This window comes from Bradyrhizobium sp. B025 (genome assembly GCF_042257955.1).
GTDB classification, from domain to species: Bacteria; Pseudomonadota; Alphaproteobacteria; order Rhizobiales; family Xanthobacteraceae; genus Bradyrhizobium; species Bradyrhizobium diazoefficiens.
This window is the reverse complement of record NZ_CP170150.1, coordinates 8,189,371-8,216,256: the sequence shown is the minus strand read 5'-3', so window position 1 is coordinate 8,216,256 and position 26,886 is coordinate 8,189,371. Positions and strand designations below refer to the sequence as shown.

Annotated in this window: 16 protein-coding genes and 9 pseudogenes; 14 read left to right on the top strand and 11 right to left on the bottom strand. The window is 60.6% G+C overall.

The features are described from left to right. Positions 1–74: 74 nt before the first annotated feature. The 3 genes and pseudogenes from ACE10W_RS38865 to ACE10W_RS38855 all read right to left on the bottom strand — a co-directional run bounded on the left by ACE10W_RS38865 (position 75) and on the right by ACE10W_RS38855 (position 1,655). Positions 75–608 carry a transposase gene (locus ACE10W_RS38865; protein ID WP_011082845.1) on the bottom strand — a complete coding sequence of 178 codons (534 nt, stop codon included), beginning with the start codon at positions 606–608 and terminating at the stop codon, positions 75–77. A 334-nt stretch (positions 609–942) separates the two neighbouring features. Further along, positions 943–1,101 (bottom strand): annotated as a pseudogene (locus ACE10W_RS38860) (recombinase family protein); the annotation flags it as partial. Between the two features lie 365 nt (positions 1,102–1,466). Continuing rightward, positions 1,467–1,655 carry a recombinase family protein gene (locus ACE10W_RS38855; RefSeq protein ID WP_231088716.1) on the bottom strand — a complete coding sequence of 63 codons (189 nt, stop codon included), beginning with the start codon at positions 1,653–1,655 and terminating at the stop codon, positions 1,467–1,469. Between the two features lie 159 nt (positions 1,656–1,814). Here ACE10W_RS38855 and ACE10W_RS38850 point away from each other — a divergent pair. The 6 genes and pseudogenes from ACE10W_RS38850 to ACE10W_RS38825 form a co-directional block, all read left to right on the top strand. Continuing rightward, positions 1,815–2,018 (top strand): annotated as a pseudogene (locus ACE10W_RS38850) (ATP-binding protein); the annotation flags it as partial. Positions 2,019–3,286: 1,268 nt separating this feature from the next. Next, positions 3,287–3,928 carry an N-acetyltransferase gene (locus tag ACE10W_RS38845; protein ID WP_043900134.1) on the top strand — a complete coding sequence of 214 codons (642 nt, stop codon included), beginning with the start codon at positions 3,287–3,289 and terminating at the stop codon, positions 3,926–3,928. Positions 3,929–4,363: 435 nt separating this feature from the next. Beyond that, positions 4,364–4,510, top strand: a pseudogene (locus tag ACE10W_RS38840) (transposase); the annotation flags it as partial. 400 nt (positions 4,511–4,910) lie between these two features. Beyond that, complete coding sequence (locus tag ACE10W_RS38835; protein ID WP_304549208.1) at positions 4,911–6,854, top strand: ribonucleoside-diphosphate reductase subunit alpha; 1,944 nt, start codon at positions 4,911–4,913, stop codon at positions 6,852–6,854. After that, a complete protein-coding gene (locus tag ACE10W_RS38830; RefSeq protein ID WP_014490245.1) occupies positions 6,845–7,918 on the top strand; it encodes a ribonucleotide-diphosphate reductase subunit beta in 1,074 nt (357 codons plus the stop codon). The genes ACE10W_RS38835 and ACE10W_RS38830 overlap by 10 nt, the downstream gene beginning before the upstream one ends. 287 nt (positions 7,919–8,205) lie before the next feature. After that, positions 8,206–8,463: a hypothetical protein gene (locus ACE10W_RS38825; protein WP_014490244.1), complete on the top strand. Its 258-nt coding sequence runs from the start codon at positions 8,206–8,208 to the stop codon at positions 8,461–8,463. A 744-nt stretch (positions 8,464–9,207) separates the two neighbouring features. On the opposite strand, the gene ACE10W_RS38820 is transcribed toward ACE10W_RS38825, so the two are convergent. The 3 genes and pseudogenes from ACE10W_RS38820 to ACE10W_RS38810 all read right to left on the bottom strand — a co-directional run. After that, the gene (locus tag ACE10W_RS38820; protein WP_011082835.1) at positions 9,208–9,801 is read right to left on the bottom strand and encodes an outer membrane protein; all 594 of its coding nucleotides are present in this window, start codon (positions 9,799–9,801) and stop codon (positions 9,208–9,210) included. Between the two features lie 1,293 nt (positions 9,802–11,094). Further along, a complete protein-coding gene (locus tag ACE10W_RS38815; RefSeq protein ID WP_304549207.1) occupies positions 11,095–11,346 on the bottom strand; it encodes a hypothetical protein in 252 nt (83 codons plus the stop codon). A gap of 3,239 nt (positions 11,347–14,585) precedes the next feature. Then, positions 14,586–14,882, bottom strand: a pseudogene (locus tag ACE10W_RS38810) (integrase core domain-containing protein); the annotation flags it as partial. Positions 14,883–15,649: 767 nt separating this feature from the next. Here ACE10W_RS38810 and ACE10W_RS38805 point away from each other — a divergent pair. After that, a complete protein-coding gene (locus tag ACE10W_RS38805; RefSeq protein ID WP_370057846.1) occupies positions 15,650–15,931 on the top strand; it encodes a DUF3892 domain-containing protein in 282 nt (93 codons plus the stop codon). Between the two features lie 1,754 nt (positions 15,932–17,685). Here the strand turns inward: ACE10W_RS38805 and ACE10W_RS38800 are convergent. Then, positions 17,686–18,094 (bottom strand): annotated as a pseudogene (locus ACE10W_RS38800) (IS21 family transposase); the annotation flags it as partial. A 140-nt stretch (positions 18,095–18,234) separates the two neighbouring features. Between ACE10W_RS38800 and ACE10W_RS38795 the strand changes: the two are divergent. After that, complete coding sequence (locus tag ACE10W_RS38795; RefSeq protein WP_011084703.1) at positions 18,235–19,746, top strand: ISNCY-like element ISBj12 family transposase; 1,512 nt, start codon at positions 18,235–18,237, stop codon at positions 19,744–19,746. Positions 19,747–20,682: 936 nt separating this feature from the next. On the opposite strand, the pseudogene ACE10W_RS38790 reads toward ACE10W_RS38795, so the two are convergent. Then, positions 20,683–21,264: pseudogene (locus ACE10W_RS38790) on the bottom strand (DNA-binding protein); the annotation flags it as partial. Here ACE10W_RS38790 and ACE10W_RS38785 point away from each other — a divergent pair. Beyond that, the gene (locus ACE10W_RS38785) at positions 21,158–22,378 is read left to right on the top strand and encodes an ABC transporter ATP-binding protein (RefSeq protein ID WP_011091002.1); all 1,221 of its coding nucleotides are present in this window, start codon (positions 21,158–21,160) and stop codon (positions 22,376–22,378) included. The pseudogene ACE10W_RS38790 and the gene ACE10W_RS38785 sit on opposite strands and share 107 nt — an antisense overlap. A 7-nt stretch (positions 22,379–22,385) precedes the next feature. Further along, positions 22,386–22,787, top strand: coding sequence for a hypothetical protein (locus tag ACE10W_RS38780; RefSeq protein ID WP_011091001.1), 402 nt, complete (start codon positions 22,386–22,388; stop codon positions 22,785–22,787). A 401-nt stretch (positions 22,788–23,188) separates the two neighbouring features. On the opposite strand, the gene tnpB is transcribed toward ACE10W_RS38780, so the two are convergent. Both tnpB and ACE10W_RS38770 read right to left on the bottom strand, forming a co-directional pair. Further along, complete coding sequence (gene tnpB / locus ACE10W_RS38775; protein WP_011091000.1) at positions 23,189–23,542, bottom strand: IS66 family insertion sequence element accessory protein TnpB; 354 nt, start codon at positions 23,540–23,542, stop codon at positions 23,189–23,191. Further along, positions 23,523–23,638: pseudogene (locus tag ACE10W_RS38770) on the bottom strand (IS66 family insertion sequence element accessory protein TnpB); the annotation flags it as partial. The gene tnpB and the pseudogene ACE10W_RS38770, both read right to left, overlap by 20 nt. Before the next feature lie 78 nt (positions 23,639–23,716). Here ACE10W_RS38770 and ACE10W_RS38765 point away from each other — a divergent pair. Then, positions 23,717–24,669, top strand: a pseudogene (locus ACE10W_RS38765) (IS481 family transposase). Positions 24,670–24,788: 119 nt separating this feature from the next. On the opposite strand, the pseudogene ACE10W_RS38760 reads toward ACE10W_RS38765, so the two are convergent. Further along, a pseudogene (locus ACE10W_RS38760) lies at positions 24,789–25,026 on the bottom strand (transposase); the annotation flags it as partial. Positions 25,027–25,267: 241 nt separating this feature from the next. Here ACE10W_RS38760 and trbB point away from each other — a divergent pair. Genes trbB through ACE10W_RS38745 form a run of 3 tightly spaced genes read left to right on the top strand, consistent with a single transcriptional unit; the run spans position 25,268 to position 26,879 of the window. Further along, positions 25,268–26,266 (top strand): P-type conjugative transfer ATPase TrbB, encoded by a 999-nt coding sequence (gene trbB / locus ACE10W_RS38755; protein WP_011090996.1) that lies wholly within the window; start codon positions 25,268–25,270, stop codon positions 26,264–26,266. Then, positions 26,263–26,604, top strand: a complete 342-nt coding sequence (locus ACE10W_RS38750) for a TrbC/VirB2 family protein (protein ID WP_011090995.1) — start codon at positions 26,263–26,265, stop codon at positions 26,602–26,604. The genes trbB and ACE10W_RS38750 overlap by 4 nt, the downstream gene beginning before the upstream one ends. Beyond that, complete coding sequence (locus ACE10W_RS38745) at positions 26,604–26,879, top strand: VirB3 family type IV secretion system protein (protein WP_026312513.1); 276 nt, start codon at positions 26,604–26,606, stop codon at positions 26,877–26,879. Before ACE10W_RS38750 ends, ACE10W_RS38745 begins: the two co-directional genes overlap by 1 nt. Positions 26,880–26,886: the final 7 nt, after the last annotated feature.

The window sequence follows — 26,886 nt, the reverse complement described above, 5'->3', positions numbered from 1 at the left end:
CGATGGCGTGTTGGTTGCGCAGACTGCGAACGCGGACGCGGACGCGGGCCCAACTGTTGCCACGCCCTGTCGACCTACTGGCGCGGTTGAGAACCGCGGCGATGATGCTGTCGGGCATCTGACGCGCGAGGACACGAACGAGATCGACCACATCCGCCGCGGTGCTCGCCGGTGCGGTTCCTCCTCACCTGCAATGCCGTGTGATCGCCGCCATGCCAGTGGACAATCAAGTCCAGCACCTCGTCGCGCATGCGCACAACGATCTCATTGATGAAGCTTCGGATGATCCTGTTGCGCGTCGCAGCTGTTGCACCCGGACTTTCCCAAGCTCTCTTGAGTTCGGAATCAAGCGCAAGTAACCGATCGCGATCGATGTCGCTCAACGTCATCTCCGGCGTAGCCAACAACGTGTCGCGCTTGCCCTCAAGCTCGCGGACAGCGACCAGGCGTTCGTTCCAGCGCCGCTCCAGCTCGCCGGCAACAAGGCGATTGTCCGAATCGACAGCCTCGTATCGCCGAGGAGCGCGAGTTGCCTCGTAGCGTGCCTGCTCCAGAGTCAACTCGAGCTGACGCAGCTTGTCGGCGTGTTCACAGCCGCGCGCTTCCATGGCCGCCAGCGCTGCCTGTATACCCAGCGGCTGCAGCCGCGCGATGACCTCCGCGCTGATCGCGCGATCCGCGCGCAGACCGCCTAATGAGATGCACGGGTCTCCACCATGGTTGATCTGGCTACCGCGGCAATGATACCGCCCGACAGTACTGTGCGTACCGCTGTAGGTAACGTGAAGTTTGCGGCCGCAGTGGCCGCAACGAAGAACCCGCGAGCCGGCCTTCGCCGCTGCGAACCGAGCCTCGACTCATGAAGCGTTTTCCGTTGGCGTTGTCGGTGATCAGGCCCTGATTCTTCTCGAACTCCGCCCACGTAATGTAGCCCTCATGGTGGTCCTTGATCAAAACCTCCCAGTCGTTGCGCTCGCGCCGGAAGCCCCGCACGATCCTCTTGCGGCCGGCCTCGATCGTCACCCGACTGCCCGAGCGCCCGAAGACATAGGCGCCAGCATAGGCGGGATTGGTCAGGATGTGGTAGATCGTATTGTACACTGGTAACTTCCATTCGACGTGGCGGCCCTCGGGGCCATGGCCGCCCCCCGGGCAAAGTGATTCGCTCCTGCCGTAAGCAGAGGTGGACCTGGCGCGGTGTCTGCATCTCGGCAAACTTGGTGAACACGAGTGCGAGCGCCTCCTGAATGCGCCGATCAGGGTCCTTGTCGATCCGATCGTTGGAGACCTTGAGATAGCCGATGGCGACGTTGAGGAAGAGCTCACCCCTGCGTGCCTTCTGCTCCAAGGCTTCAAGCGAGCGTTGCCGAACGATAGACAGCTCCATCTCGCTCATCGTGCCTTTCATGCCAGCAGAAGGCGATCGTTGGGATGGCGAGGATCGTCGACGCCATCCTCATCGACGATCAGTGTTCCAACGAGCCCGTAGAACTCCAGGAGCGTATGCCAATCCTGCCGTTGCGCGCCAGCCGAGAGGCCTCACTCGAGACCACAGCGCCAACTTGCCCTTCGCAAATGGCGGCGAGCAGCTTCTCGAAACCGGGACGCGCGGTGCCGCCACCAGAGCGACCGAGTTCGTCGTCGATTGCGGCCACCTCGCTCCAGCCCAGCTGCCGGGCAAGGTCGGCCAAGCCGTACTAGCGGCGCTCGCTCTCGCGGTTGTTGATGACCTGGTCTGCCGTCGACTGGCGAACGTAGACGACGGCCTCAAAGCAGATCCGCCGCTTCCGGTGGATCGTCTACTGGAGGCGCGTCTTCTTGCCGCGATCCTCGACCGGCTCCTGCACCACCGCCACGTGCTGACGATCCGCGGCGACAGCTACCGACTCCGCGCCAAGAGTGGCTTCATCAAACCGCCGACCGCCGGTGACGGCCGTCCGGTCGGCTCCGCCTCCCTCCGTCCCGTCACCGGCGGAAGCGACCATCAAACGTCCGATGGTGGGGGCAGTTCTTCATGACGAAAAGGGGGCAGTTCCGGATGGCGTTCGACAGACTATGCTCAAGGTTGAACCCGGGCCAACTCAGCATCAAGGGCGGATAGATCCCTACCTATTCTGGGGAGGTCTTCGCTACATTGCCTTCTGATATGCTGCCCCGACGACTACAGTTTTCCAAGACAGAACGAAACAACATGACTCACCACGTGGATCTCGGACCTGGTGTGGCAAGCATACCAGCGCCAAGAAATCTTCCAAACCGTTCCGATCAGGGAGTGAGTTGGAACAAGTCCTACGAAGCCATCAACGCTTGTGGCCAAAAACCTCTTTTACGAGAGTTACTCACGCAACTACGTCAGCCTGCTGTCTTTCCCACTATGGCAAGGATCGCGGCGGATACAACTGACCTGGGCGTCAAGTACGACGAGGGCACGACAGCAACGTTTTCGCTCGATAGAGCTAACGCCGTTGTGCGAGCGATCGACACGCCTGACGATCAATCAATGCACGAAAGCTCTCGCGCGATCCCAAGTTGCGTTGTTCAGTAGGTCGACGGCGGCAGCGTCGTGGTATCCAGTCCCGTTGCCTTGATCCGACAATCGCGAATCGCGGCGATGATGCGCCGAGACAAGAACATCAAGGAGCGCGGACAACATGCGATAATTGGAAAGCCGCTGTACTACGCATATGAGTCTCGCAGACGAAAGCTCTCTCTGCCGGTGACCGCGGACACGACGTTGGCAATGGAGGTTTCGCACTTAGCATGTGTTTTGACCAAGAAACTTACGAGAACCGCTCAATACGAGACGAGGTGATGATTCCTTGCCTAGTCTGGACCTCGACGCGCGACACTTGGCTGGCTGTTTGCTCGTGCCGGAGCCCGGTTCAGGCAGCCATCGCCCGATGTTCGCCATGCCCTGACTTCTTCGCACTTGCAATATCAAAGGCGTCCTCATGTCATTCCCTTCGCGGACGGTTGCAGGCTGCCGAACCGTGTCGACCTTGAGAACGTCGGAGCTTCCTTGGGAAGGGCGGGGCGGGTTCCAGATAGGGCGTGGAAGCGCAGAAGCCCGCCAGGAATATGTAGATCCAAGCATTGCCTACCAAGGAGCCTTCGTCCGAAGTGGCCGTCAAAGTCAGCCGTCTGAGACAGGCGGAGATCTCGGAAGGGAAACCAAATGCACCCGGCGAGTCCCCGTCGGTGCATCCATTCCGCTCACCGTCAGATGTGTCGATGCCATGCTCCTCCTTGGAAGGCCAATGCCAAAACAGAGCCCCGAAACGACTTCATGACAGAAGAATCAGATATCAGATCTGCGAACGCAAACATTCGTGCAAGCACTGTCTGGACAATTGTGCTCGGCTTTGCCGCGGATCCGTTGATGCGTTGGAGCTGGCCTGACCCAAGGCAATACCTTAGAAGCATGCCTCAGTTCATTGACGCCTGTGGGGGCCGAGCATTTGCACATGGCACAGCCTACGTCGCGGGAGAGATTCGTGGCGCGGCCCTGTGGCTGCCTCCCAACGTGCAGCAAGATGAGGAGGCATTGGATGCAATCATGGCGCTATCCCTGCGCCCGGAGATTACCGAGGATATGGCACACTTGCGGCGGAGAATGGCCGAACATCGTCCCCACGAGCCACATTGGTATCTGCCACTCATTGCCGTCGATCCGAACTGGGTCGGAAAAGGGCTTGGCACGTTGCTGATGAACTACGCCCTTCAACGATGCGATGAGGACGGCATTGTTGCCTACCTCGAAAGTTCGAACCCTGAAAACATTCCCTTTTACCAACGTCACGGCTTCAAGGTCGTTGGTGAGATACAACACGGTTCTTCGCCGCCGCTCACGCCAATGTTGCGAACGGCTTCATTCCGACCCAGCAAGGCCGCGCCGCCGGATCGGCTCGTCACCCAGACTCAAGCATAGCTCCGCCTCATCCCGTTAGGATTGATTGCCAATAACCTGACATGACCGCGTTCGGTCAGGACGGCTTATGTTCGCGGCCAGACAACTGAGCACGTGAGGCGGCTCGCCGGGCCTGCGAAAAGCATACCAATCGTCTCTTCGGCAAAGTTGGCACGTCTGATGTGAGAGCTGGCGGGGTCAAATCCACTAAGCTGGGATATTGCCACGGGCGGCTGCATCGATTTGCGGTCGGGCTCCAGACAATTTTTGATCTAAGGCCACAGAAAGCGATGAATGGCGAGACGCGTATGGCTACCGAAACCCGATCCGGCCCAACTCAATTCGCGGACCGCGAACCGATCGATGCCAACATTCAGGATGTCCAGGGTTGCTGTTCCCCTGTTGGAGAATTTGCGACGCCACTTCCAAAGGTTTGAGCACATCTTGGCCGATCGCAGGCGCTGGGTCGTCGAGCGCACCTTTGCGTGGCTCGGCAGATGTGGGCATCTCTGCAAAGACTTCGAAGGTTCCGCCGCTACCGAGCTCGCCTGGCCGCTCGTCGCCCATCTGAGGCTCCTAACTCGCCGATTGGCCAGGCCTTGAGACATCTATGTTTTTTGAGTGAGGCTCTCAGGACAGGCGCTCGGCGAATTTCGAACCTCGACCTCGGGGCTGCTCCAACTGGTTAACTTGACTGTGCCGTCTTGACGAGTCTGGGCAAAGGCTTCTATATGTGGTGTCGTAGTGGTTTTAAATTCGCATATATGGTGGCACGGTGTTAGGGGGGAACCCATTGTGTCGGCAGCGGCTATTCCGAGGCATTAGCGCGACAGCGCTGGGAAGGCCGACAGCCGCAGCGACCCGCGAGCCAGGAAACCTACCGCGACAGAACCCATGTCCTCGGGCGGGGTGCCCGGTGGGTCGCTTGCAGCCGGGGACATTTGCCCGGTCCCCTCGCAAGTCGTCCGCACGGTCCCAGCCCCCAAATATCACGGGGTTGCCGATGTCGGCGTCTTACGATTTCGATCAGTATGGTCATCTCATTGAGCTGCCGAGTGTGCGGCAGCCCTCAGCGCAGGCAAAGCCTACCACACCTGAACTGTGTCTTGTGCAGCCCCCAGCATTGCCGGCTCCCCTGCCGAGGCCCCCCGCGCGATCGCCAACTCCGTCTGACCTTTCGCTCGATCGGTCGCGCGACGACCTGCTGACCTCGTTTGGTAGGCTGACGCTGACCGACCGCTATCTGCTCGCCGGCGAAGGCCTCCAGGACATGTTCGCCCGAGTGTCTTGCGCCTTCGCGGACAATGTTGCGCATGCCCAACGTCTATATGATGCGATGTCTCGGCTGTGGTTCATGCCGGCCACACCGGTGCTCTCCAACGGCGGCACGACGCGCGGCCTTCCGATCTCGTGCTTCCTTAACTCAGTGTCGGACTCGCTCGAAGGCATCGTCGGCACCTGGAACGAGAACGTCTGGCTTGCTTCCAATGGCGGCGGCATCGGCACCTACTGGGGTAATGTTCGCTCAATCGGCGAGAAGGCGAGGGGCGGCGTCACCTCGGGCATCATCCCGTTCATCCACGTCACGGACGGCCTCACGCTGGCGATCAGCCAGGGCTCGTTGCGGCGCGGCTCGGCGGCGGTCCATCTCGATATCCACCATCCCGAGATCGAGGAGTTCCTCGAGATCCGCAAGGCGTCTGGTGACTTCAACCGCAAGAGCCTCAACCTACATCACGGCATCAACGTCACCGACGAGTTCATGTGTGCCGTGGGCGCCGGCACCGCATTCGCTCTGCGCAGCCCGAAGACTAACGAGGTCGTCCGCGAGATCGACGCCCGCCAGCTGTGGCAACGCATCCTTGAGAACCGGCTGCAGACCGGCGAGCCTTATCTCTTGTTCATCGACACCGTGAACCGTGCGCTCCCCAAGCACCAGCGCGAGCTCGGCCTCGAGGTCTCGACCTCCAACCTGTGCAGCGAGATTACCCTGTCGACCGGCATCGATCATCGCGGCGAGGAGCGCACCGCGGTTTGCTGCCTGTCGTCGCTCAACCTCGAGACCTGGGACCAGTGGAATGAGGAGCCCGGCTTCATAGAGGACGTCATGCGCTTCCTAGACAACGTGCTCACGCACTTCATCACGGTGGCGCCGGACGGAATGAAGCGTGCCCGCTACGCCGCCCTGCGCGAGCGCTCCGTTGGCCTCGGCGTCATGGGCTTCCACTCGTTTCTCCAGGCCAAGGGCATTCCAATGGAGGGTACCTTGGCCAAGTCATTCAATCTGAACATGTTCCGAAAACTCCGTCGCGAAGCCGACGCCGCATCCGTGGCGCTCGCTCGCGAGCGTGGCCCGTGCCCGGATGCCCTGGAACGCGGCGTGATGGCGCGCTTCAGCCACAAGATCGCAATCGCGCCGACCGCCTCGATCAGCATCATCTGCGGGGGCACCAGCGCCTGCACTGAGCCGATCCCGGCCAACATCTACACCCACAAGACGCTATCCGGCGCCATCTCGGTGCGCAATCCGCACCTCGCTAAGGTGCTGGCCGCGAAAGGCGCCGACACCTCGGCGACCTGGGAGTCGATCATCGCGCACGACGGATCGGTCGCCCATCTCGACGTCCTGTCGGAGCACGAGAAAGCGATCTTTCGCACCGCCTTCGAGATCGACCAGCGCTGGATCGTCGAGCTTGCCGCCGACCGCGCCGCGTTGATTTGCCAGAGCCAGTCGATCAACCTCTATCTGCCGGCCGACGTCGATAAGTGGGACCTCCACATGCTGCACTGGACGGCGTGGAAGCGTGGGGTGAAGAGCCTCTACTACTGTCGATCAAAGTCGATCTCGCGCGCGGCGTTCGCCGGCAAGATTGCCGGGGATGCAACGCCGACGCAGCAGCCGGCGCGGCAGCGCACCGACTATGAGGAGTGCCTCGCATGTCAGTGATCGATCTATCGCGCGCCGATCCGCGCACGTTGATCGGCAAGGGACGCGTCGGCCTCCTTGACTCGACCGGCAGCTACGACGTCGATCGCTATGCCTGGGCTTACGAGTTCTGGAAGCGCCAGCAGCAGACCCACTGGATGGGCGAGGAGGTGCCGCTCGGCGCCGACCTCAACGACTGGGCTTCGGGCCGCGTCACCGACAGCGAGCGCGCGCTGCTCACCCAGATCTTCCGTTTCTTCACTCAGTCGGACATCGAGGTCGGCGACAACTATTTCAAGCGGTACATTCCGATCTTCCAGCCACTCACCGTCCAGATGATGATGGCCGCTTTCACTAACATGGAGACGGTTCATATCGACGCCTATGCCCTGCTACTCAAGACGCTCGGTATGCCTAAGACCGAGTTCGAGGCATTCCGCGGCTATGCGCAGATGCGCGCCAAGGCGGACTACATGCACGAGTTCGGCGTCGACAGCGTGGCGGATGTCGCCCGTACCCTGGCGATGTTCGGCGCCTTCACCGAAGGCATGGCCTTGTTCGCCAGCTTCGCCATGCTGCTCAACTTCCCACGCCACAACAAAATGAACGGCATGGGACAGATCGTAAGCTGGTCAGTGCGCGACGAGAGTCTCCACTGCGAGGGCATCATCAAGCTATTTCACGAATGGCACCGCGAAACCGGCGCGGTGACGCGCCCCGTCCGCGACGACATTGTCGACGTAGCCAAGACCATGGTGAAGCTGGAGGAGAACTTCGTCGAGCTCGCCTTCGGCCTTGGCAAGATCGAGGGGATGCTGCCTGAGCATATCCACGCCTACGTCCGCTACGTCGCCGACTGGCGACTGGCCCAACTCCGGATTGCCCCGGTCTTCGGCTTCTTCGAGGCGAAGGAGGGCGGGTTCACCCAGCTCAAGGCGCATCCGCTGCCGTGGCTCGTCGAGATTCTCAATGGCGTCGAGCACGCCAATTTCTTCGAGCAGCGCGCCACGGAGTACTCCAAGGCGGCGAGCCGCGGCAGCTGGGACGGCGAAGACGGGGTGTGGGCGACTTTCGGCCGTATCTAGCCCATTTTATTCATGCTAGCGGCATTGACAGCGGCAGGCGCCGATAGTCGTCGCCGTCACCCGCCAGCATGACAAAGGCATAGAACCGGACCTCCTCATCGTGGCGTCTTGATTGCAGCGCGACAAAGCCGGACACACAGATGGTTTGTTGGGTTAAGCCGGTACATGCGCTCCATTGCTGATGGCGGCTAGGGTTTACAGTATTTCCGCAGGTCGGTGAGGTGGGTCTCGTCAACCACCTTCATGAAGTCAATCAGCGCAACACGGCTACGCCCTTGAGCAGACGAATGTTCTCGATGATCGCCACGGCCGCCCCCCTCTTAGGGCTAGAGGGGATTACTATCACGCAATCGGAAGTTGTAAAGAGGGGCAACCCTGTCAAAGGGGGTCATCTTCATTGCAGCCCGGTCGGATCAGGCAAACCGATTTGTTCTTCATCCCCCTTCGCGTTTGATTTCGTCGCCGACCCACTGGCGGTCTTCCTCGGCCGTGGCTTCGCGGAGGTGATCTACTACGAGCAGACGCTGGCAATGCGGCTCGGATGACAGCCGCGTTTCTGTCCTAACACAAGAGTTCCGCTTCAGCGCTGCCGATCCACCTCTCGAGATTTTGCATCCGCTCTCCGAGGCGCTCCCAATTGATCCGCGCCAGCGGGGGTTCGGCAGGCTGATCGGGCGCAGAGATCGGCAGCGACGATGACGCAAGCCATCACGTCGTCGACGTTATGTCCCACCCTCGCACGAGCGCCGCTTCGACCGCTCGTCGGCCTTTCGTCCGAGGTGGCCAGTGCGGCCTCGACCTGGTCGACCAAGTCGTAGCACGAAGGTGCGCCCGGCTCGCACCTCGGCTCGCATTTCAGTGCGCTGCCTGTGCGATGAGCGTGCTGCGGCCGACCGGAACGATTGTAATCGATGACCTGTGTCTCCCTAAGCGAGGGCCGGGTTAACTACGACGGTCGACAAAACTATTTTTTGCCTCATCATTCTCCGACGGCCGGAAAGCCGACGGTGATGCAGGTGGAGGCACGGGGCCGGGAAATCGGCGCAGCCAGCCACTAAGCGGCTGGCGTTCGACCACGGCAGCACGCTTGAGTTCGCCGCGATCTCGCCGTGGCGCTGCGTCATAACCAGATCAGCCAGATTCCTTTGAACCACGCCTAACCAGCTCGAGCCGATGTACCGACAAGAAGCCGATAGCGCTATTGATGCGAGTCCCTGTTGCCAAGGTTTCTATGCCGCGATGCGGCTCAGGATATTGGTGCGAACCCGCGCCATTTTGGCGAAGATCGATCAATAGGTCGTGGCGATCACGCCACCCCACCGGTAGTTCACACGGACCAAGCCGATATCGACGTCCTGACCGATACGGGCAGTCCCTGCAAAAGTGCCCACCGGAACACCCACGAGTCCGGGTGAAAAAAAGAAATCCACATCCCGACGACCCATGAACAGGTGGTCGTATTCAACGCCGATGGACCAGTTCGGAGCAAAGCCAAATTCAAGGCCCGCCCCTACCGTGCCGCCCCAACGAGTTTCGCTGCCGTTGTCGATAGTGAGCCCGGTCGCAAAATCGGAGACCCGGTATTTGTCACGGACGACTGCAGCCCCACCTCTTACATAGAGCAGCACGTTATTCCAAGCATAGCCGACTTGGCCCGTGAACAGGCCGAATGCATCAAGCGTGGAGTCATCCCGGACGCCTGCGAAAGCAAGGTTCGCGTTGGAGCCCTTGAAATCGGCCCAATTGCCCTGCGTCTCCAGACCGAACACCGAGTTCGCTATTTGCCAGCGGTAGCCGATGTGACCGCCCACCGTGCCTCCCGTCGCATGATGGCGCCCCATGCCAACGGGCGGAGCGACGACCACGCCGCCGGCGTTGACCACGTCCCAGCACTGCCGACGTAGAAGCCGCTCCAATCATAGATCGGAATGACCGCCGGAGGCGCTTTGAAGTAAGGCCGCGCGGCCGGATCAACGGCAGAGGCAGGAGCAGCCAGCGTGTTGAGGGCTACCGTGCCCGCTAGCAATTTTTTTATTCTTCTGAATCCCAGTTTCGAATTCGACGCCCCCGACGGGATATTGACGACGATTGCCACGTTTCCGCCACCTCCATCAACTGCAAGGGTTGGTAGTTGACGGGGTCGCAAGCGCCGCCTGAGCGGCCGGTCGATGGGCAAAGTGCATGTCGGGTCGGTCGCGGATGCTGTCCGCCGACTGTTGATTAAGTGGCTTGACCCGAAAATGTCTAATCGCGGTTACCCGTCCTGCGCGGCTTCGAGCACATCAGCATGACAAGAGTCAGCGCATCGACAGCGAGTCAGTTTCCTGATTGCAGCTGCTCCGCGTGTCCTCGTTCCGCCCGTATCGACCGTTCGTCGGCCATTGGATGCAAGTGTTCCCGCTTACGGCGAAGCTTCGACGGACGAGCCGCATTCAATCCATTTCGTTCCGGGCGGACGATGCATCCGCAGTAAGACGGAGGCGTGTGTAGGGGCCGGCGATAAGGCTCGGCGCCGCATCGAGTTAAGAGTCCAGAATTTCTTGCTGCGGCTGGCCTTCTCGATCACGGCCAGTACCCTCTTCGATACATGAAATTTGAGCCGCGAAACAGGCCGAGCGACATCCCGAGAACTGGCTATTCCAGGAGCTCTCACAGAACTCCCAGCCGAGTTCGGTATTGAACGACTGCGCTCGGAGCGGCCGACTACGGCACCCATCTCCAACAGCCACGTGAGCCGGTTGCTGGAAGACCGGGCGCCGTGTCGTCTTCGCCTTCATCGTCACCGAGTTCGATGCAGAAGCTGCAACGGCGCAGTTCGGCAAGGTCGCCGATCCGCTCCGTCCCAAACTCGAAGCGGCGATGATCCCTGAGTGCGCTCTCGCGCATCCGAAGCTGAGCAAAGGCGTCAAACGAACGGCGCCTTCGAGAGCTATCGCACGCTCGATCCCGTGGCTCTGCTGGCGGAGATGAGGGACGCCAAGATCGAGCTCGGCACGCGTATCGGCGCCCGGCCGCCCCTTGCTTGCTGCCAACGGAGGGAGAGGCTACTGCGATAAGAAATATCATGTCTTGTCGATACGGGCTTAGTCGTGTCGCGTGATCATTTTCATTCACGACGCATCCTCGATTGTCGAATTAGCGAACCAGGTTCAAGGCATTCGCTTTTGCGGAAAATGCTACCCCCTGCGCCGAAATGTTACTGTCCGCTGCAATCGATTTGGTTCGGCTTGATACCCCGGAACTGTCCACGCAAGGCTGTGACTGTGATTTGTTTTGACGGGGTCTTCGTTGGCCCGCCACGCATCATATTCATACGCTGATTTCGGGAGGGAGCGACCGATAAGCATCTCGATGTCGGCAAAGGTCATCTTGAGCGAGGCAGAGCTGTTTGCGACCAGCTTGTCTCTCAAAGGGTTATAGATCGACATCGGGCTCCCCCATCCAACGATCTCATATTATATAGCCAATCCGGACTTTTCGTCACCAATTGCGGATTTTGTCCGATATTTGTCGGTTTTCGTTCGCAGCGGCACTGACGCCGCCGCGACATCATGTCGAGCAGCAGCCACGTCTGCGCCGAAGGCAGGCGGACGTACCACCTTTTACGGCCCTGAACATCGGCCTGAGCGGCTCTCGAGCAATGAAGCTACCGAAACGATATAGCCTATCCGGAGACTTTCGTTCATCTCGATGTGTTAGGCCCGCTGGCATTGGCATATGTTCGAAGAAAAGCGCGAAGCCGTGCCTGCCATTGAGATGCCGGTTTCGGCTCTTGTGCTACAGCATCGCAAGTGGGCCGCCGGTCGGGTGGAGATATCCTCCGGTGGCCCTGACGGTCAGTTTCAATGCGCTGTCATGCTTTTAAGCGGCTAGCGTGGCCGCCATGGATCCGACAGGTGCATGCAGACGCTCGCCCCGCAGCACAGGGGAATTGCGGCTTTACCAGAATTAAGCAGCGCCTCGATGAGGCGACCCAAGCCCAGCAACAGGAACGCTGGTGCTTGAAATCGCCCTCAGGCCTCGGAGCTTCTCGGCGGCGCTCCAACTACTGAGAGCCTCGTGTGTTAGATACGTCGCGGCCAATTCATTCCAGGATCTCACGACCTGATTCCAGCTCTCTTTTCGGGCGGGCAAGAGCTCAAGCATCCTTTGCGCCTTGCGGGCAGCGGCAAACCTCCCGTCTCGCGTAGCGTCTTTCAGAATTCTCCGCACCAACACTTCGGTTCGCTTCCATCCGGCGCCCGTCGATCTATCCTCGGCCAAGGAAGCGAAGTACACTCGAAAGGTCAGGGCACGTTCGGCGGCGATGCCCGATGCCAAGCTTGGCTCGTTCAACCATCGGTAAAGAGACTCGAGCTGCTCCGAGTCGCCGAGCGTGAAAGTGTCATCATCCCCGAAAACCAAGAATGTCGCGAAACCGGCGATCTCAAGTTGCATGCCCAAATCTTGTGAGTCCAGCCAACGGGTGATTGCTTCTAGTGGAGACATAGCTTTGCTCTCCTGTGGGGTTGATCGCGATTCAGCCCGGAGGACACCGCGCGGGTCAACTACAAGAATTTGTAGCTGACGGAAATAAAGAGCTGTCAGGCGTGCCGCCGCTATGGTGTTTCTGCATTGAACGGAGGGATTTCCGAAGGACGGCTGAGCAGCGCCACCCCGCGCCGACGACTTGCAAATTCCGAGCCTCGTTACTCCAAGAGGCGCTTGTTCGATTGGAGAAGATTCGGCGGCTTGCGATATCCGTTGGAACATCAAGGACGAGCCCAACCCCGACCAGCTCGAAGGAATTGACGCTCTGAAGCACGGTCGCTAGGGCAAGGTTGTAATCTTTGAGGCGATCAGCGAACATGACGGATGTGCGGATTGACACTTCGACGTGGGAGCGCGAGTACGGGAAGAAGCCAAGCGGGCGCCGCTATCGGCGCTTCCGGATCATATCGCCCAGTATTGCAGTCAAAGACTATTAATTAAGAACGGAGATCCCAATGACGTTCCCCAGGGCGTGCAGGGGGGCAATAGAAAGGGCGCGGCAACGCGGTTCGGCTCAAATCGTGCTGCTACCGTGAGGGACCCTGACGAGTTTGACGATCGAACGCATGTTTTCCCGAGGGCTGAGACGGAACAAGAGCTTGGGATCACGGTCATAATGGAAAAGTGGATCGTCTCCCAATCCGTCATCAATCCAGCCTTTGACTCTAACGAGAGAGAAAAGACTGGCTAGCAGCTAGGCGACATCTCGCTCTCGACACTCGATCTCGCCGATTGCAGCCGCGATCGCTCGTGAATAAGGGAAGCGACCAAGGCCCGGCAGTTGGTCTCCCCGGTCACAGCAACAGTCCAGCCCTATCACTACAAGGCGCTGCTCCTTCCGAGCCCACCAAATTCGGTAGTTGAGGCGACCGCGGCAGATTTGCAGAGTAAGGCCATCTGTCGATCACAGGGGCGAGGCCGGAGCAAGCTTTATGGCTGGCGTTCAATACTTCGTGTCGCGCCATAAAGGCCGGTGGAAGGTTGCGCTCAATTTTGAGTACTCCGGCCCCTACGCCACTGAGGAAGAGGCGACCGCGTCGCCGTCGACGCCGCGGCAGGGCACGTCGCTCAGGTTCTCGTTCAAAGGGAAACCACCAATTTAGAATCGAGTGGACATATGGCCACGACCCATACCCCCACCAGCCAGCTAATCGCTGACCACATGAGATCGGCGCCGACCTTTCCCGCCACGCCCGCCCCGCAACACCAAAGCGCGTGGCATCAGCAGGGCGGAATCTCACACCGAACACTTATCCACTTTCCGACCGCGCTTCTGAGGCCGGCCCTGTCGAGCGCTGCCGTGCCAGGTTCTGCAGCGGGCGTGCCCTTGGTCTGCGTGGGGAACAAGGCGTTCGTCGCAGGTCAACAAGATCGGCGGCGTCAGCGACGCCAGCATCTACAAATGGAAGGCCAAGTTCTTTCAGCGTCGAGCCTTGCAACGGAAGCGCGCGGTTTCGTCGCGCCTAGAGTAGAATATTAACATTGCAACCGTCTAGGTTGTGTGCGACCATAGGCTTGGGTCTCAGAAACCGAAGACAGCATCAGTGGCCATCAATGGGCCAGCGTGCTAACAGCCCCGTTCGGCGGGGACGGTGCGCCCGTGTCCAAGGGCACCCCAAAAGCACATTGGCCGGTCACGATTACGGTTTCTGAACCCCGGCAGCCAGTCCGCTACCGGCATCAGAGCTAAAAGCAAAATCCATGAACCATCAGCGAATCTCGCGCCGCGTCGTGGCGATCGCTCGCGTCTGTAGTCTCGAAGTTCTGCACGACAACGAAACATCTCAGCAGAGGGCCGACCGGTTGATGGCACCGCACAAGCGGGGCAACCGTTGTCCGTTGTCAAATGATTTGAGGCTGATTAGGCGGCTGGCGAAAGGAGCGTCGGGCTCCTCAGGGGCTAGAGTTTAAGCGGCCTGCACTCGATGCTGCAAGCGAAGGTTGCGTCTCATCGGCGCTATCCTGCTCGAGCGGCGCCCAAGTTGAGCACCCGCAAGCAAGAGTCGCACGGGCGCATGTCCGTCGTCACGACGATACCCAAGGAAAAGGCGAAGGGGTTTGTTCGCAGGCTCGCTGAAGCTCTTTCCGGCAATCATAGTCAACGGCCCCGGGTTTGCCGGAGGCCATTTGGTTTAAGTTATGCCGCCTTGGCTGGTTGTTCCAGCATGGCGTAGTAGCGTTGCTCGGCTTCGGCCGGCGGGATGTTTCCGATGGGCTCCAGGAGCCGCCGGTTGTTGAACCAGTCGACCCATTCGAGAGTGGCGAACTCGACGGCCTCGAAGCTGCGCCATGGCCCGCGCCGATGGATCACCTCGGCCTTGTAGAGACCGTTGATGGTTTCGGCAAGAGCGTTGTCATAGGAATCTCCGACGCTGCTGACAGACGGCTCGACGCCAGCCTCAGCCAGGCGCTCGGTGTACTTGATGGATACGTACGTTAAAGTGCTGGTCAAGAAAGCTGACGTTTCATCGAAATGACTTTGGCTACCCTACAGGACATGAATTGCCGGAGAGCTGCCTAGTCGAACTCCTTCGCCGCTGATGTTCACGAGTTTAAGTAGGCCTTGTTGACCAGACCGTCGCCGAAGACCGGGGCTGACCGCCTTTGTCCCCGAGAGAGTCGTGCGGCACTCAACCCTCCCACTCTAGAAGCGCGCGTATGCGTGCAGCGATCCGCCGCGCGTCGTTCGGCCTAAGATTGGGCTTCACGCTGTCGAGGATGCCTAACACTGCCCGAGCCTCCTCGGCATCAAATGTCGCGACTTGGCGATCTGCCAGGCTCAAAGACTGATCGGCCGCCCGGGCCTGATTGGCTGTAAGCACCTCAAGCGCTTGCGACCGTAGGGCCGTGATGTGCCGCTCGAATATATGCATCCTTTGGCCCCATGGTTGGGAGTTAGCGGCCACGTGGCTCGGCGCTCAATCTGAGAGAAGAAGAAGCGCTGTCCCTACCACGCGCGCCGCTAACTCCACCGCCAGCTTCGGGAGGGAAGAAGGCTGTCGGTAGGATACATCCACCGCAAAAAGCCGTGGCACAACTACCAGAACTGGTTGCCGCATCACAGTCACGGTCGCCTGGCAATGGGGGCGCGACTCGGCGCCGAGAAGGATGCAAGGCAACCTACTGGGATTGGTCGGCACACTAACCCACGGCCGAGGTCCACACTGAGGCTCTTTTTTCTTGCAGATGGGAGAGACCCGAGTGACCAGCCGCATACGAATTCAATGCATCAACAAGACTGACAGGCAGAACCCTCACGAGCGAATCAAAAACGTTGGCGGAGTAAACCCGGACGGGTCTAGGTGGAAGCAATCCGTCGATCACACGATCAAAGAAATCGAAAACGGTGTATGGGAGTTCTATGTCGAGGAAAAGCGCACGGCCGATGTGATTGTGGCCGTCCACAACGGGCACAAGTACATCAAGACGAAGGCCGACGGCATTCAACCGGACAATTTGCTTTCACTCCCTGAGTGCCCCTAATTGTCGCAAGGATAAAGTTCATTGGCGATCCGGCTGATCAGTAGTATAATTTTGATAGAGCGCCTCCCGAGAGTCACTTGAAAAGGTTGGACGTGTACGCTCCTATCTGCCAGCCTTCCGTTCTGAGGTCAGCCAGGCTGGGAGCGGATCGCTCGATGCGGTCTCCCCGGTAGGCAGACCGGACGCCCGGTCCAGATACCAATCAATCGCCTTGCGATCCCAACGCTGAGTGCCGGGGATAGCCTCCGGTACCAAGCCCTTCTTAATCCACGTGTTGAACGCGTCCTTGGAGCACCCGCAATAGGCGGCTGCGTTGGCCTTAGTGAGGCCCCGAGGTGCGATCTGATCGGCGCGTAGTATCCGCTCCGAACGTCTCAGCTCTGCGGGCGAAGGTCTGTCACGCTGATGATCACCGTCCATTTGGACCTATGGTAGAAGTTAGCGGCAACGTGACTCCGCGCCCGAGCTGGAATTAGAGGCGCTGTCCCTACCACGCCCCGCCAACTTCAACATGGCCAGCGTCAAGCGACTGAAGCTGACGGCGGAAAGTATCGTCCGGGAAAGCCCGTGGCGCAACTACCAGGACTGGTTGCCGCCAGACGCTTGGGCGATCAGTCTCAGCGACCGGAAGCAACGCGGGCACGGCTCGGCGCCAGGTCAGGATAAGAATCGGGCGTTGTCCCTACCGCGCCCGCGCTGCAATTGAGATTAGCGGTGACGTGACTCGGCGCTCTAGCCCCCTCGCGTACACCGGGGCACGCACTGTCCCTGCCACGCGCCGCTAAGCTCAATGGCTGAGTATTCGGGCTAGCTTTCCAAAAGCTGACAAAGATCCGCGCGGAAAATTTACAAACGAAAAGCGGCCCGCTTGGGCCGTTCAAAGCTCAATCTGTTGTGGGCAATCATGCAGCCACGCAAAGACGCTCGCTAGACTGTAAGGCCGTGCGACTTCATGGCCGTCAAGCTTAATGGGGTGATCTTCGATAAGATAGAATTGCCCGTCGGCTGTTCTGACCATCCGATCTCTTAGCTCAAACCACACGCCCGTCGGCCACCTTTTATAGGATACTCGCGTCGCGAAATGGACCGCTTCAGCAATGTCCCGCGCGCGCAAATGCCTTAAAGGCTTAGCCTTTGGTGCCATGATTTCCTCGTCGGCTCAAGAGCCGCGCGGATGCGACTCGGCGCCTTTATCGGCTGGGGGGCTTAGATAGAGGCGCTATCCCTGCGGCATCCGCACTGCCCCGTGAAGTTAGCCCCTCGGATCATAAAGGCTAACCCACACCCTGCTTTCCCATGAACCTTAATCCGCTGGGAGCTGAAGTGCGGTTTAGCGAGAAAGCCGCCGTGCGTGGCCTACCTAAATTGATAGGCCAGACTGAGCGACTTAACGCCGCTCAGCCTGCCAGTATTTCAGCCTCGGTCTTTTGCAGATCGATCAGGCCGCATTAAAAAGGCGTTCGGCCCGCTTACGATCAGTGGCAGCCGCATCACGACGGCGGGTCGGATTGGCGCTCAGCCAATCTATTGCCCGCTTACGGCCGATTGGCGTCACGATTTCAGACACTCCCGGCTCCCACGTCTCTTCGACCAAATAGACTCGCCCGCCCGCCCGCCCGACCAACGGATTCGTTCGGCCTAGAAGGTTCTTAGTGTTGTTTGAGAGTGTAGGGGCGACGGCGCGTGCGGGAGGCCCATCTATATTGGTCCCAAAGCCGTTGAGCTATGCTCTGGTGCGTGAAGACGCGTTCCCCGCTCTCGATCGAGCCGTTCTCATGTGCGATGCCCGCATTGTTGCGCGTTGGCGCCATGCCATAGTGGCCCATCAGCCCGGCGTAGCGCTGCGTCAGATCCTCCCGTGCGTCGGCGGCCAGATTGCGGAACGCTGCCGACAGGCTGTCGCTGCGATGCTCCCGCGGCACGCCGCCAAGCGCCCACAGCGCGTTCTGCAAGCCCGCCGTTGAGCGCCCGCCAGGCGTTGATGCGCCGCTCCAGCGTGCGGCGGATGTTCGGGTTCAGGTCATGATGCCGTCGGCGCAACTCGTCCAGCACGCCGATCACGCGGATGCCGGGCGCAGCCTTCAGGATCGGAACGATCTCGGCCTCCCAATACTGCGCGAGCGGATCGGACCGGCGCCGGCCCCTCGGCGTCTTCTTCTGCGCGCCTGGGTCTGTCCGACTTCACCGATGGCGGGCGACAATCGCCCTCGATTCCGCATTGCCTCGCCTTAATTGTTACCGGATCCTAAGCCGTTGCCTCACGTAAATTGCTCCCCTGGACCGGGAACGAGCGAGGGGCGGAGATGGGGTGGCTAAGCATGGCAACGCGGAAGGAACTGACGGCGGCGGCAGGCGTGCGCTATCGGCGGTCGGATCGCGCGAAGAAGGCGCGGATATTGGACGAGTTCGTCGACATCACCGGATTCCATCGGAAGCATGCGATGCGTCTACTTCGAAACCAGGAAGGCGTACATCCGGGCCGACGGGCGCGACGTCGGATATATAATGAAGCAGAACACACCGCACTCGTGCTGCTTTGGGAGGCGTCAGACCGCATCTGCGGGAAGCGACTGAAAGCATTAATGCCCGCGCTGATTGAGGCGATGGAACGGTACGGGCACCTCGACCTTGCCCCTGAGATTCGCACCAAACTTTTGGCGATGAGCGCTGCGACGATCGACCGCGCCTTGGTGCGGGTTCGAGAAAAATTGGGTCGCAAGCGCCGGCGGCACGCGGGGCATTCCCTGCGTCGCAGTATTCCAATACGGACTTCGGCAGATTGGAATGATCCGGCGCCGGGATTCGTCGAGGCCGACCTTGTAGCGCATAGCGGTCCATCTGCGCGCGGCAGCTTCATCCAGACCCTCGTGCTCACCGACATTGCTACCGGCTGGACAGAGTGCGCACCTCTGATCGTGCGCGAACAGACGCTGGTGAGCACGGTGCTGACGGAATTGCGCAAGCAATTGCCTTTTGCGCTGCTCGGCTTCGACACGGACAATGACACCGTGTTCATGAATGAGACGTTGAAGGCCTACTGCGAGGCGGCCAACATTGTCTTCACGCGTTGCCGTCCCTACCGGAAGAATGACCAGGCGTTCGTCGAGCAAAAGAACGGCGCCGTCGTGCGCAGGATGGTCGGCTATCGTAGGTTCGAAGGCCTGGAGGCGGCCAAGCTACTGGCGGAACTCTATCGGTCAGCGCGGCTGTTCGTAAACTTCTTCCAACCTTCGTTCAAACTGTTAGCCAAGCAGCGCGACGGTGCTCGTGTACGTAAGACATACAGCGCGCCGGCAACACCCCACCAGCGCCTGTCAGCGGACGCCCGCACGCCTGATGCGGTCCGCCACCATCTCCAGGAAATCTATACCGCTCTCGATCCGGTCACGTTGTTGCGCGACATCCGCGACGTGCAGGAGCGCCTCGCGGCGCTCGCGGATATCCAACCATCCGCCCATCCTGCTGCGGCATCACAATCGATTGATCGCTTCCTGGCAAGCCTGCGAACGGCCTGGAAGGACGGCGCCACGCGCCCGACGGATCGGCCAATCGTGAAGGCTAAAAGGGGCCGGCGTCGTCCCGATCCGCTTATCCGGGCAACGTCAGATTTGAGAAAATGGTTTGAAGCCGAGCCTTGGCGGACCGGCAGCGAACTGCTCTCGCGCCTGCAGGTGGAATATCCTGGAGACTATCCGAACAAGCTTCTTCGAACCCTTCAACGTCGGTTGAAATCCTGGCGCAGCGAGCAAGCGAATGCGCTGCTGTTTGCTTCAGAAAAAATGCCGCCAGGGCATGAGGTCACAACACCCCAATGACGTGCGAGGTGCCAGCGGAGGAGGCCGGGCGCTCCGAAACCCCGGCCATCTCCGCACCCGGCCTCCTCCTCAACTCAGGCCAGGAGCAAAATAAATGAGGCAACTGATCGCGCCCGGGAGCATCGATATGTGAGGCAATACGTCTTCCCACCCAGATCGTCGCGCTATACCGAGAGCCCGGCCCAACGAACTCAATGGTGATTGGCTCTCTGACCCGGCGATTGCGAATCTCCGCTTCCGCGATCAAGCCTCGGCAACACGCCGCGCTCACGAGAGTCGTTGGCCGTGTCTGTGATCCGCCGCCGCTTGGTCGATGCCCCTCACAATGACCGCCACGAACCTGCCTGTCTGCGATGATCGGTCGAGCCTCGACGCTTAGGTCGCTCTCAGTCCAGCTTCAAAGACGAGGACCGCGAGCACTCGGGGTGCCTGATCCAGTCCAGCCCCTTCGGTGTGACGCTAGCAGCTCCGCGGCAAGATCTGCCCTGTTGGCTAGGGCGCGGTCAGCCCGTGAAGTGGATGAACGCCGTGGTGCTGACGGCAATCGTGCAGACGGCCGCAGATATTGTGTACGAAGTCGGTGAAGGCATCGCCATCTGGACGATTCCATACGTGACGCCGTGCCGGCGTCGGTGGCGGGCTCGACGTAACCTCACGAATACCCTTCGTGACACGGATATCTTATACCGGACAGGGTGAACGCGCGGATGGAACAGTGTGTGATCGCGATTGATTGGCGCGACATTCAAGAGCGACGGCCGCAAAAGGTCACATTTTCTTTAAGAACCAAATGCAATCTGTCGCCTGATCGTCACGGCCGGATGTACGCCGTGGCATCACGGGGCCCCGGCTTTCATGCCGGGGTTTTTCGTTGTGTGCCGAGTATGAGCGACAGCTTGGAGGTGGAAGTCCTCTATCCAGCCTGATGGCGGCGAAGGATTCCAGCCTGGCAAATTCGGCCTTGAGCGCCTCGATGGTCGCCTGCTCTTCGGCGGTGAGACCGGCGGATACGCTGTCCAGCTCGCGCAAGCCACGCGTGTGGCCGTAGGGGAAGTCGATCGCGACCTCGATCCACTTCCAACCTTCGGCAGCGATCGTTTCTGCCTCCGCCTTCAACTTCTCGGCGACCAGGCGGTCGAGCAGAGCGACGTCCTCGAGCCAACCGCCGTCGTCGGACTGGAACAGGTCGCGCAGCACCACACCGCCAGCCGCCTCGTAGGCGTCGAGGCCGACAAACACGGCCCTCCGGTCGGAGGCGCGCGCCGTCTTCTCCGTCAGCATGCGGCGGATCTGATAGGGCTCCTTCTGCCAGGAGCCGGAGATGGCCTGCCAGACCTGTTCCTGGCGTCCATGATCCGCGGTGACGGTGAAGGCCATCAACTGCTCAAGCGACATGCCGTCCTCGGCATAGATGTCGAGCAACGCGGGCGAGACCGAGGCCAGGCGCAAGCGCTGCTTCACCACATTGACCGAGGTGAAGAAGACCGCAATCGCGATTGCATTGACCTGGAGTTCCACGCGTCAGGCACGCGCGCTCCTGGATGCGGCGATCGAAGCCGGACAGGAGAATGCTCGGTTCGTCGGCAACGTCATGAACGCGATGGACACGTTGCGCCATTTCGGCAGTCACTCCTGGATCAACGAGTGCTTTATGATAAGGGCGCGGGAGGTGCGTGATAACTGGCGAGCCTACGTGTTGCAACGACTGGCCTACATCGCCGTGCTCGGCCTTGCCGTCGCGCTGCAATTTGCGGTCACGCTTCTCCTTCTTATACCTGAATATCACGCCGGCGCGATCACCATTGGCGATATGGTGCTATTCAATACGCTTCTGCTTCAGCTCAATATGCCCTTTGAGACGGTCGCGAGGGCGATCTCTGACGTGGCGCGGTCGCGAGCCGACCTCATCCCTCTAGGTAGACTGTGGGCCGCACCAGAAGAGCGGCAAGCATCTCATGCTCACGATTTCAAGCCCTCCGCTGACCAGCTCTCTTTCGAGAGCATTGGTTATGCCTACGACAACGGTCGCGGCGTTACCGACGTCTCGTTTAAGGCCGGGCGCGGCGGGATTACTTTTCTTGTCGGTGAAACCGGATCGGGGAAGTCCACGATCTTTAAGCTCGCCCTGAAATCGATTGAGCCCGACTACGGCCGAATTCTCGTCGATGGAACGGATATAGCGAGCGTCGATCGCGCGGATTGGTATGCCGCAGTTGCTCTCGTGCCGCAGGAGGTGATGTTGCTCAATGAGCCGCTAGCTGACAACATTTTGTTAGGACGGCCCCGCGACGAGGTACGCCTTCGCGATGCGTCGAAAGAAGCCGCTATTCTCCCGTTGATTGAGGCGCTACCGGAAGGATTTGAAACAACCGTTGGAGAACGCGGCTTGAAGCTTTCCGGCGGGGAGCGACAGCGCGTTGCTATTGCCCGCGCGCTCTATGGACAGCCGGCGATCCTTCTTCTCGACGAGGCTAGCTCCGCGCTCGACGAACGAACCGAACGGGACGTTATGGACCATATACGCACGCTAGCTGAGGATGTGACTGTGCTAGCGATCACTCATCGGAGAGGTGTCATCTCCACGAGCGACGTCGTGGTCGATCTGACCGACTGCGCCTTGTCAGTGACTTAGACGAAGAGTGCCGCAGCCGTTTCGTAAGACGCCCAGTTTCAGGCACCCGGCATGCCCACGAGCACGACCGGCCGCTCGCCGTGCGCTGTCGGATGCGATCATTGTTGTCGTAGTGAATCTGTCTGTAGATTTCAGCGACAAACTCGCCGAGGGAAGAGAAGCGGACCGGAATCGCGAGGTCGATCTTGAATTTGTCGTAGAAACTCTCCCGGTACCCATTCTCCCAGTGACGGTCTTTCTTCGAGCGGGAGATGGCGATATTGAGCGACACAAGGAAGGCGCGGGCGGCTTTCGCGTTGTACTCGGCACCGTTGTCGGGGCGGAAGATCGCGGGACGGCCGTGCGCAAGGAGCGCATTGCCGAGAGCGGGTCGCGCAAGAATTCCTCGATCTGCCGCCGGAGCGCATGAGCGCATGGTCGCGCTCCGGCATCTTGCGTTTGTAGTACAGCGCAGGGGCTGAAACGGCGAGCGATTGCGCGCGCCTCGCGTGCGGCCACGCCGGCGTCTCTCATCTCTTTTTGGGCCTCGTTAAGCTTCAGGGTGACGAGGCGGACCATCCTCAGGAGCTCGTCGTTCTCCCCTCGGAGCTTGGCAATCTCCATGACGGAACGGCCACTTGATACCGTGCCCGCGATTAAAGAACGGGCCACTCATCGAGCTAGGCTCGAAAGGTGAAGCAGTAAAGAACGCGCAAAGGGCGTTGATTGAGCGTAAGCACGATTTTCCTCGCACGTTGACGCGCGGGCTTTTGACGGATGGCGTTCGTATCTGGCGATACTGGGCTGTTCAGGCCGTGGCGGCTTTGGGGCTCAGCCGGCAACCTGATATTGCCGCACCGGATGGCGGACCATCGCATCGATATCGATGCCGTCAAGGATCGAGTGCAATTGCTCGGTCGTCAGCGTGACGACCGCCTCTTGGCGGCGCGGCCATCGGAACTTGTCCTCGGTTAGCCGCTTCAGGACCAGCACAAAGCCGGACCGATCGAAGAACAGCAGCTTCATCCGGTCGCAACGGCGATTGCAGAACGCAAAAACCGCAAGAGCGAACGGATCGAGCGCCATCGTCTCCTGGACCAGAACCGCAAGGCTGTTGATGCCAGCCCGGAAGTCGATCGGCTCACGGTGCAGATAGACCTGAAGCTCACCGCCCAGTCTGAACATGGCCCAGTGCTCCGATGATCGCCGTCATGCATCCACATCGCCGCATTCCAGCGCAAGCTTCACGCCGTTCGGCAGGGACGCGCTCACTTGGGCTAGATTTGGTCTCTCAGGAGGTTGTCCATCTGGTCTGAACCGAGGAAGCTGAGGTTGCGAAGCTTCAGTGTTCCAAGGCAGATGAACGTCCACAAGAATGCGCCTTTGACGCTCAAAGGTCGAGAGGCGATGGTGCGAGGCGTGGTCGAGGGCGGGCTGAGCCAGGCTGATGCGGCAAATCAGTTCAACACGACACCGAAAACCGTGGCCAAATGGGTCAAGCGGTTCCGCGCAGAAGGCGTGGATGGTTTGCGCGACCGCTCGTCGCGACCTCGTTCATCGCCGAGCCAAACCCCGCCGGCCACGTGCGCCGCCGTCGAGACGTTGCGCCGGCAGCGCCACACCGGCAAGCAGATTGCTGCCGAGGTCGAGGTGTCACCGGCCACCGTCAGCCGTATCCTTCGCCGCTTGGGATTAAGCCGGATACGCGATCTGGAGCCCGCCGAGCCGGTGCGCCGGTACGAGCGCGAGCACCCCGGCGAGCTCATCCATATCGACATCAAGAAGCTCGGCAGGTTCGTAAGACCAGGCCACCGCATCACACACGATCGCCAGAAAGGCGAAGCCGCGGCGCCGGCCACGAGTTCGTCCACGTGGCCATCGACGATGCATCGCGCTTGGCCTTCTCCCAGATCCGGCGGGATCAGAAAAAGGAGAGCGCCATCGCCTTCCTCAAGGAGGCCGTCACTTACTACCGCAGCCTCGGCATGAAGGTCACCGGCATCATGACCGACAACGGCTCCTGCTACCGCGCCAAGGCCTTCGCCAGAGCGTGCAGGAAGCTCGGCCTCAAGCACATCTTCACCAGACCCTACAGACCGCAAACAAACGGCAAGGCCGAACGCTTCATCCAGACAGTGCTGCGCGAATGGGCCTACGCTCGCGCCTATGACACCTCAGACCAGCGCGCCAAAAACCTGCCAATTTGGCTTCATCACTACAACTGGCATCGCCCGCACGGCAGCCTGCAGGCCAAACCACCCATCAGCCGCCTCGGCCTCCCGAAGGACGACCTGTTGAGATTCCACAGCTAGAGAACAAAAAGCTGTAGTCCCCTTGGGTTCCGACCCGCGCACTTCATCGCAAGTCGCCGGCAAATCAACCGTCGCCACGCTGTCTTGTCGCGACAGGGCTCGATCGGCGGTCTCCTCAAGCTGAACCCGGATGAACGCCGATGGTGAAGATGGCGGCAGAGACCTGGTCGCGGTGTGCTTCTTGATCCACTTCCGAAGCAGGTTCGCGTTGACCCCGTGTTCGAGCGCAAGTCTCGATACCGAAACCCCAGGCTCAAGACAGGTCGCGACAAGACGCTCCTTCGATGCCGCCTCGTAGCGCCGGCGACCGTTCCGGCCAACAAGCCTCACTCGCAATTTCTGATCATCGTCTGCCATCACAAGGTGCCCACCTATTTTGGTGGACACCTCATGCATCAGAGTACTCAAAAGCAAAAGGTGGAGGGAAATTCGCGCTTACTGTCGATCAGCATGCTTCGACGCAGCAAGTATTTTTTCGCCGCTCTACGCCCGCTTCCTACGACGCCTGAATACTTGTTGAACTAACCCGTTTCCTGCCTTTTCTATCCATCCCCGTTGCTGATCGCTTGCCGCGATTGGTACTCGACGGGGGACGATCGTGGCGGGCACTTCACTCCATTCGGAAGCCTTCTCGCGTGGCGCGCGCATGCTGCGCACCGCGCTTGGTCCCGCGATCGCCACCTTCCTGGAAGACCCCTCGATCGTCGAGGTGATGCTCAACCCCGATGGTCGGCTCTGGGTCGACCGGCTGTCCGGCGGGCTGGAGGATAGCGGACGAACGATGTCCGCCGCCGACGGCGAGCGGATCGTGCGCCTGGTCGCGCACCATGTCGGCGCTGAGGTGCATGCCGAAAAGCCCCGCGTCTCGGCCGAGCTTCCCGAGACGGGGGAGAGGTTCGAGGGGCTTCTCCCGCCTGTCGTTGCGGCGCCGGCCTTTGCGATCCGCAAGCCTGCGGTGGCTGTTTTCACCCTGGATGACTACGCGGCGGCCGGCATCATGACGGCCGGGCAGGCGGGCATGCTCCGCGAAGCCGTCGCGGCCCGCAAGAACATCCTGGTCGCCGGCGGCACGTCGACCGGCAAGACCACCCTGACAAACGCGCTGCTGGCGGAGATCGCCGGCACCACCGATCGCGTGGTCCTGATCGAGGACACGCGTGAACTGCAGTGCCGCGCGCCGAATCTGGTCGCGCTGCGCACCAAGGACGGCGTGGCGTCCCTGTCGGATCTGGTTCGGTCTTCCCTCCGCCTACGCCCCGACCGGATTCCGATCGGCGAGGTACGGGGCAGCGAAGCCCTGGAGCTCCTCAAAGCCTGGGGCACGGGCCACCCCGGTGGGATCGGAACGATTCACGCCGGCACGGCTCTGGGCGCGCTTCGCCGCCTCGAGCAGCTCATCCAGGAAGCCGTCCTCACTGTTCCCAAGGCGCTGATCGCCGAGACCATCGATCTCGTCGCGGTTCTGCGCGGCCGCGGCAGCGAACGCCGCCTCGCTGAACTTGCTCTCGTCGCCGGCCTCGATCCCGCCACCGGCGACTACCGCGTCAACTCTGCCGCGGCGGGCGGCCCATCCTCACTTCCCGGAGACCCCTCATGATCCAGTTTCCTCCCGCGATCCGTCGCGTGCGACTCCGCTTCACGGGCCTCGCCGCAATTGCCGTCATCTCCATTGCAATCGCGCCCGCGGCCTACGCCTCCGGCTCGTCGATGCCGTGGGAGACGCCGCTCAATCAGATCCTGGAGTCGGTGCAAGGGCCGGTCGCGAAGATCATGTCGGTCATCATCATCACCGTGACCGGCCTGACGCTTGCGTTCGGCGATAGTTCCGGTGGCTTCCGCCGGCTGATCCAGATTGTCTTCGGTCTGTCGATCGCCTTCGCCGCGTCGAGCTTCTTCCTGACCTTCTTCAGCTTCTCCGGCGGAGCGCTGGTGTGATGGCCGGCATCATCGATCTAGACGTGCCGGGCTTCTTCGCGCCGGTTCATCGCGCGCTCACCGAGGCAATCCTGATGGGCGGCGCGCCCCGCACGGTTGCGATCGCCAACGGCACGTTGGCCGCGGCAATAGCGCTCGGCCTCCACCTCTGGATCCCCGGCGCGCTGATTTGGGCCGTGGGCCATGCCGCGGCGGTCTGGGCGGCCAAGCGCGACCCGCAGTTCGTGGACGTCGTTCGACGCCACCTCCGCTATCCTTCTTACCTCGGCGTGTGAGACTTCC

Excerpts from the sequence above, each read along its gene's own strand:
- ACE10W_RS38750 (WP_011090995.1), top strand. The coding sequence starts at position 26,263 with ATGATCCAGTTTCCTCCCGCGATCCGTCGCGTGCGACTCCGCTTCACG.
- ACE10W_RS38785 (WP_011091002.1), top strand. The coding sequence starts at position 21,158 with ATGTCGAGCAACGCGGGCGAGACCGAGGCCAGGCGCAAGCGCTGCTTC.
- ACE10W_RS38845 (WP_043900134.1), top strand. The coding sequence starts at position 3,287 with ATGACAGAAGAATCAGATATCAGATCTGCGAACGCAAACATTCGTGCA.
- tnpB (WP_011091000.1), bottom strand. The coding sequence starts at position 23,542 with ATGTTCAGACTGGGCGGTGAGCTTCAGGTCTATCTGCACCGTGAGCCG.
- ACE10W_RS38865 (WP_011082845.1), bottom strand. The coding sequence starts at position 608 with ATGGAAGCGCGCGGCTGTGAACACGCCGACAAGCTGCGTCAGCTCGAG.
- ACE10W_RS38830 (WP_014490245.1), top strand. The coding sequence starts at position 6,845 with ATGTCAGTGATCGATCTATCGCGCGCCGATCCGCGCACGTTGATCGGC.
- ACE10W_RS38835 (WP_304549208.1), top strand. The coding sequence starts at position 4,911 with ATGTCGGCGTCTTACGATTTCGATCAGTATGGTCATCTCATTGAGCTG.
- ACE10W_RS38795 (WP_011084703.1), top strand. The coding sequence starts at position 18,235 with ATGGGGTGGCTAAGCATGGCAACGCGGAAGGAACTGACGGCGGCGGCA.
- ACE10W_RS38815 (WP_304549207.1), bottom strand. The coding sequence starts at position 11,346 with ATGTCGATCTATAACCCTTTGAGAGACAAGCTGGTCGCAAACAGCTCT.
- ACE10W_RS38825 (WP_014490244.1), top strand. The coding sequence starts at position 8,206 with ATGTTCTCGATGATCGCCACGGCCGCCCCCCTCTTAGGGCTAGAGGGG.
- ACE10W_RS38745 (WP_026312513.1), top strand. The coding sequence starts at position 26,604 with ATGGCCGGCATCATCGATCTAGACGTGCCGGGCTTCTTCGCGCCGGTT.